This is a genomic window from Paenibacillus maysiensis, from assembly GCF_000520815.1.
Lineage (GTDB): Bacteria > Bacillota > Bacilli > Paenibacillales > Paenibacillaceae > Paenibacillus > Paenibacillus maysiensis.
The window spans coordinates 1-6269 of record NZ_ASRY01000050.1 but is presented as its reverse complement, the minus strand read 5'-3'; the positions used below and the strand labels follow the sequence as shown (position 1 = coordinate 6269).

Sequence of the window (6269 nt, the reverse complement as noted above, 5' to 3'; positions counted from 1 at the left end):
TCAACCAGAAAGAACTGGTTGATCTCATAATACGAACGGGCAGGTTAGCGTGAATCCTAAATATTGAAAGTGTAAATCCTTCCATTTACCTTAGGCGTTATAAGGAGTCACCATATGCCCCTGCAATTTTAAAAACTATCAAAGCAAAGTATCTTTTAGGACCTTATCTGATTGCCTTAGTTAACTTCGTAATCGTTGAATTTTTAGACGATATGTGCAAGACTTGAAATACCAAATATTTGGGAGACTTTTGGGTAAGGCCTTTACTTTAATTAATGGAACGATTTTTTATTATTCCCACACGAGTAGTTCAGAATATAAGACGGCAAGAAGAATACAGGGCGGGATATTCCACGCTATCATATAGAGCGCGACAGCAAAAAACTACGTATCCAAGGGCCTTCTAATCTCCAGTGTAGCGTACAACAGTAAATATGGTAACTAGATTATACTAAATTCTCTGATTAAAGTTCACGTTTTGTACACATTCAACGAATTTCGACAAAATCTGAGGTGCGAATAACACAGGAAAATCATGTGAGCTTGGCATTCGCACCAGAAATATCTATTAATTTACAAGATCCTAAAACAGTGTGACATTAGTTCCTACACGTACAGTTTCTCTTATACCAAATCTAAAAGTGGAATGGGACAATAAAACCAAGACGGTTACAGTAACTGATTCAGATACGAAAAATAAACTGAAACTAACCGTGGGTTTACAATCAATCGTCATCAACACGAGAACGAGCAGCGCCTGATACATACTTGATGTAATATTATAGTAAATAAAGACGAATTCAGGGCTTTTATGTCGTATTTTGTTGTAATTTATTGGTTGAATAGAAATAATACTAGTGATAGAATGTAGCAAGTAGTGTAAATGTAAAAAATATTTTAATAGAAATAAAAGTGGTACTGAATTTCGGTGCCGGAGTGTTCACTTCTTATGGCGTTTGTGACATCGTTGAAGGAGGATTCCTACAGGTATGGATTGGTATGTGTTGTCAGTCGAAACGGGCAAGGAAAACTTGGTTCAGAGATTCATCCATAAGCGTTTTGACGAATCCGTTATTTCAGCGGTTGTCCCGAAACGGAGGCTTCAAGAGCGTAAGCAAGGAAAGACCTTGGAAGTATGCAGAACGATGTTTCCCGGGTATGTTTTTGTGAATACGAAGATGAGCGTGAAGACTTACTATGATCTAAAGGGAATTCCAAGGTGCTACCGGCTTTTGAACTGCTATCACAATTATTATACGCGGAATCAGGGAAGGATCCGCAATGGAACCAGAGATAACGGCGATCCTGCGGAGCTTTTTTTATTCTCCAAAGTTGACGATAATGAAATGGAGCAGATTTTGCAGCTTATCGGCAATGACGATGTGATCGATTTCTCAACCTTATATGTGGAGAATGCCAAAGTAACCGTATGCGATGGTCCACTGAAAGGCCAGGAAGGCCTGATTAAGAGGATCGATAAACGCAAGAGAAGGGCGCGCATTGTTCTGCAGTTCATGGGACACGACAAACCGCTGGATATCGGAATTGAAATGCTGGCAACGCCCGACACTAATCCAATTTCTTAAAGCTATGGCGTTTCGTTTGCTATAGAGTTGTGAAATAAATCACCTTTTATGTTCGTACAGCACATGCTGCCTGTGCAAGCCACAATAATCAAAGTTAAGCCAATCGCTGCTACGGTGCGTTGGGGTAGCTTTGAGGCCATATCAACACCGGTGTAGTGTGTATGTTGTATATAGACGACCTGGCGGAGCTGTGTCCGCCGGCAGATTTTTACGGTGACCGATTCGTCTGAACAATTAAACATTAACAACCATGCTGAAACAGGATCTCTGTTTCAGTATTTTTTTTGGAAAGAAAAAATCGCTGAGGCCAAGAAAGAAGAGGGATGTATGAAAAAACAAAACGGAATGCCTGTTGTTGTTCTCATGTGTTTAGGGATTTTTATTTGCATGCTGGATTCGACAATTATGAACATCACGCTGCCCGCCATTCAGGAGGATTTGCATACCACTCTTGAAACGAGTTCCTGGATGTTGAACGTCTATACCATGGCAATCGCTGTGCTTGCCATCCCAATGGCCCGGTTTGCCGACCTTTTCGGTAAACATAAGTTTTTTATGGCCGGCCTTGTGGTATTTGGTCTGGGTTCCGTCCTGTGCGGATTGTCCGACAGCGGAACAGATCTGATTGTATTCCGTTTCGTGCAGGGGATCGGTGCGGCCTGCCTCATTCCTTGCAGTATGGTTATCGGCGTCAGTGCCGTGCCGTTGGAGAAACGGGCTGTGCCGTTGACATTGCTGGGGGCTACCCAAGGGCTGGCGACAGCGCTCGGACCGACCATAGGGGGCATCATTACGCAGAATTTGAGCTGGCACTGGGTATTTTACGTGAATGTTCCCATTTGTCTGGGCGGTTTGATAGCTTCTTTCTACATCTTGGATCTGAAGCATGAGACAAGGGTGAAAGCGGCCATTGACTGGATCGGAGTTCTGTTATGCGGGATCGCGATTTTTTCGTTAAACCTGGTGCTGATTAAAGGATTTGGCTGGGGCTGGGCGAGCCTGAGGGCCATCGTCTGTTATGCGGTCTTTGCCTTGGCTTTTGTCCTGTTCCTGCGCTTTGAACGGAAGAACAAGTCGCCGATGATTCAACTGAAGCTGTTTAAAGACCGGGTATTTGTCGGATCGATCGTAACCGTTTTGGTCGGGTTCCTTTTTATTATCGCCGTCATGGTGCTGATGCCGCAATTTCTGACATTGTATCAGGGCAAGTCGGAGTTTCAGGCAGCATTGCTTGTGACGCCGATCTCGGCAACGGTTTTTGTGTTCTCCAACGCCGCCGGCCTTCTTATTAAGAAAATCGGATATGCACTCCCGATTTCATTCGGCTTTCTGTTATTGAGCATCCCTTACTTTATGATGCGGAATTTGAATGTCCAAAGCTCCTCCGGTCAAGTGATTGTCATATGCGTATTGGTCGGGCTTGGCTTCAGCTTCCTGATTGCCGGAGCGACGATGGCCAGTGCGTCGTCCTTTGTCAGCGAGATGCTCACGTCTTCGCAAAGTGTCTTCTCGATGATCCGGCAAATCGGCATTCTGCTGTCTGTTGCCATTTTTGTATCGGCACTGAACCATAATATTGAAAGCAAGAAGCTGGATGTCGTTCAATATGCCTCTGCACAGACGGCCCAACTGAATGTTTCACCTGAGGAACAAGAGCGGATCTCCAAGACAATGGAGCAAACGATCCTGCTTGGCGGCAAATTGTCGAAGGAGAGCATAGAAGATGTATTGGAGCAATCTGCGGCGGATCAGCCGGTAACGGCATTTGCCCAGTCCGATACACAAAATAGCATCGCGGCGTATGTAAGCGACATTGCCGGTTACGCACAAAAAACGGTGGGGTCCAGCTTCTCCGTGTTGTATACCTTTGCCCTTCCCTTTGTGCTGTTGTCGATGCTTATCGGACTCATCTTCCGCAGACCCAAACCACGGGCCAGCGTTTCCGAAGCCGGAGCCAGCGAAAATTGAATATCGGTGCAAGCGGAAGCAAGTGACGGATCAAGCTTATAGACGGCGGGAAGGCGCCGCTTTATAAGCTTTTTCTTATTGCTGCTGACATGCCTGGAAATAAATAGTACTTTGTGATACACATGAAGCAGGTGATCCGGTTTGGAAAAGTCATATGATGTGCATTTATTGCAGGTCGGGGCCGAGCGGTTCCGCAATTACAACTATATTATTGTGGACAAATATAGCAATGAAGCGGTAATTATAGACCCGGCCTGGGACTTAAATTTGATCCTGGGGCAGATAAGGCGCTTGAACGTAAACTCGATATCTATTCTGCTGACACATTCCCATGATGATCATGTCAATTTGGTCCGGCCGCTGCTGGGATACTTCGATGCCAAAGTATATATGTCTGCGGCGGAGATCGATTATTACGGCTTCGATACGGAGAACCTGGTTCCATTTCAGGATATGGATGAAATCCGGCTTGGCCGCACATTGATTAGTTGCCTGGTTACTCCGGGGCATACGGCAGGCGGGGCGTGCTTTTTGCTGGCAGGCCACTTATTCTCGGGGGACACTCTATTTACCGAAGGCTGCGGCATATGCAATGCACCTGGAGGATCGCCGGATGAAATGTTTAACAGCATTCAACGGATCAAGCATACGGTGGCTCCGCATGTGTGCGTGTATCCTGGGCATTCCTACGGGAAAGCGCCCGGATACACACTGGGTTATCTTTTGCAAAGCAATATTTATTTACTGATCGACGATAAAGAAGTCTTTATTAATTTCCGGATGCGCAAAAATCAGCAGCATATATTCCGGTTTTCATAAAAGAACTGATTCAAGGGGAATGCGATGAAGCGAAAAATAGTGTTTATGTTTTCCGGTCAGGGTTCGCAATATGCACATATGGGAAAAGAACTGCTGGCCCGCCATCAAGTCTTCCGCTCTTGGATGGTGAGGCTGGATCAAACGGCCTGCTCCAGACTGGGAAACTCAGTAATTGAAGCGATTTATGCCGGCCGTAAAGGAGAGAAGCAGGATCGGACCTTGTGTACGCATCCGGCCATATTTATGGTGGAATATGCGCTGTTCATGACGTTGCTCGAGGAAGGCGTTGTTCCGGATTATGTGCTGGGAACAAGCCTGGGAGAGTTTGCGGCGGCTGCAGCGGCCGGTGTGCTTACGCCTGACGAGGCACTGAATCTTGTCATCGCCCAGGCGGAGCTGCTGGAGGCGCGCTGCGGGCCGGGAGGCATGCTGGCTATACTGGATAACGCCAGTCTGTACAGACAGGAGCCCATGTTGCACCGGAACAGCACACTGGCTGCGGTAAACTTTGCCGGGCACTTTGTGGCGTCGGGAACCAATGCTGCGCTTGATCATATTGCCGGGATGCTGTCGCAGAAGAAGATTGCCAGCGAGCGTATCCCGGTTTCGCATGCCTTTCACTCTTCGGGGATTGATTCCGCTGCACCTTTATTTTGCAGGCTTCTGCTGAAGCATACCTATAGGGTTCCCCGTATTCCGCTCATCTCCTGCACTTCCGGAAGCAGGGTGCGGGTGTGGCCGCCAACCCGGCTTTGGGATGCGGTCCGCGAGCCCATGCTGCTTCCAGAGGCGATCCGGACTTTGGAAGCGGAGCAGGCCCTTGCTTACTTGGATCTTGGGCCTGCGGGAACGCTGGCCAATCTTGTAAAGCGCAATCTCGGCAAGGAATCGCTGTCGGAGAGCTGCACCATCTTGACGCCATACGGCAACGACTGGAATGAGTTTGAACGGGTGAAACGCACGTACGGCGGAAAAAATTTAATTTCCAAGATAGAGGTGGATCAAAGCATGATAACCTATATGTTTCCGGGACAGGGCTCCCAGCACAAAGGAATGGGCGGCGAGTTGTTCGACGAATTTCGGGAATGGACGAAGCGGGCTGACGCGATTCTGGGATATTCCATTAAAGCGTTGTGTTTGCAGGATGAGCGGCAGCAGTTGGGACGTACCCAGTATACCCAGCCGGCGTTATATGTCGTTAATGCGCTCTCGTACATGAAGAAGCGGAAGGAAGCAGGCAAAGCGCCCGATTATGTGGCCGGGCACAGTCTCGGAGAGTATAATGCGCTGTTTGCAGCCGGCGCCTTTGACTTCGAGACCGGACTGAAGCTTGTGAACAAAAGAGGGGAGCTGATGAGCAAGGCGACAGGCGGCGGGATGGCCGCCGTAATCGGCTTTACTGCAGAGCAGGTTCAAGATGTGCTGAATCGGCATTTTCCTAATCTCAGCATCGCCAACTATAATTCGCCCAAGCAAATTGTGATCGCCGGAATGAAAGCGGATATTGAGGCTGCACAGCCTGTGTTCGAAGCGATCGGTGCCCACTTGTACATACCGCTTAATGTCAGCGGCGCGTTTCATTCCAAGCATATGGCGGAAGCGGAACGCGAATTTGCCGCCTATCTTGATTTATTTACGTTTTCGGAGCTGAATATTCCCGTCATCTCCAATGTGCACGCAAGGCCATATCTCCAGAAGGACATCAAACGGAATTTAACGATGCAGATCACCCGTTATGTTAACTGGACGGACAGTATCCGTTATTTGATGGGAAGGGGAGATATGAGATTTGAAGAGATCGGGCCCGGAAATGTATTGTCCAAGCTCGCCGCAAACATTAGCCGGGACGCAAGCCCGATTGTGTCCGTGGAAGAGACTGCGGCTGTGACGGAAAGC

The 6269-nt window shown here is 47.8% G+C and carries 5 protein-coding genes; all 5 read left to right on the top strand.

The window, feature by feature from the left end; all coding sequences use genetic code 11:
- The first annotated feature begins 593 nt into the window (after nucleotides 1-593).
- A complete protein-coding gene (locus tag L696_RS32600; RefSeq protein WP_425339297.1) occupies nucleotides 594-761 on the top strand; it encodes a stalk domain-containing protein in 168 nt (55 codons plus the stop codon).
- Nucleotides 762-989: 228 nt separating this feature from the next.
- Entirely contained in the window at nucleotides 990-1586 is a 597-nt protein-coding gene (gene loaP, locus L696_RS0103890; protein ID WP_025682484.1) for an antiterminator LoaP, read from the top strand.
- A 327-nt stretch (nucleotides 1587-1913) separates the two neighbouring features.
- Nucleotides 1914-3554, top strand: a complete 1641-nt coding sequence (locus tag L696_RS0103885) for an MFS transporter (protein ID WP_025682483.1) — start codon at nucleotides 1914-1916, stop codon at nucleotides 3552-3554.
- Between the two features lie 141 nt (nucleotides 3555-3695).
- On the top strand, nucleotides 3696-4373 hold the full coding sequence (locus L696_RS0103880) for an MBL fold metallo-hydrolase (RefSeq protein WP_025682482.1): 678 nt from the start codon (nucleotides 3696-3698) through the stop codon (nucleotides 4371-4373).
- Nucleotides 4374-4397: 24 nt separating this feature from the next.
- Nucleotides 4398-6269 (top strand): ACP S-malonyltransferase (fabD, locus tag L696_RS0103875; protein ID WP_025682481.1); only part of this gene is annotated, 1872 nt, incomplete at its 3' end.

Bases quoted from the DNA above. Each gene is read 5' to 3' on its own strand.
- loaP (WP_025682484.1), top strand. From the start codon at position 990: ATGGATTGGTATGTGTTGTCAGTCGAAACGGGCAAGGAAAACTTGGTT.
- L696_RS0103885 (WP_025682483.1), top strand. From the start codon at position 1,914: ATGAAAAAACAAAACGGAATGCCTGTTGTTGTTCTCATGTGTTTAGGG.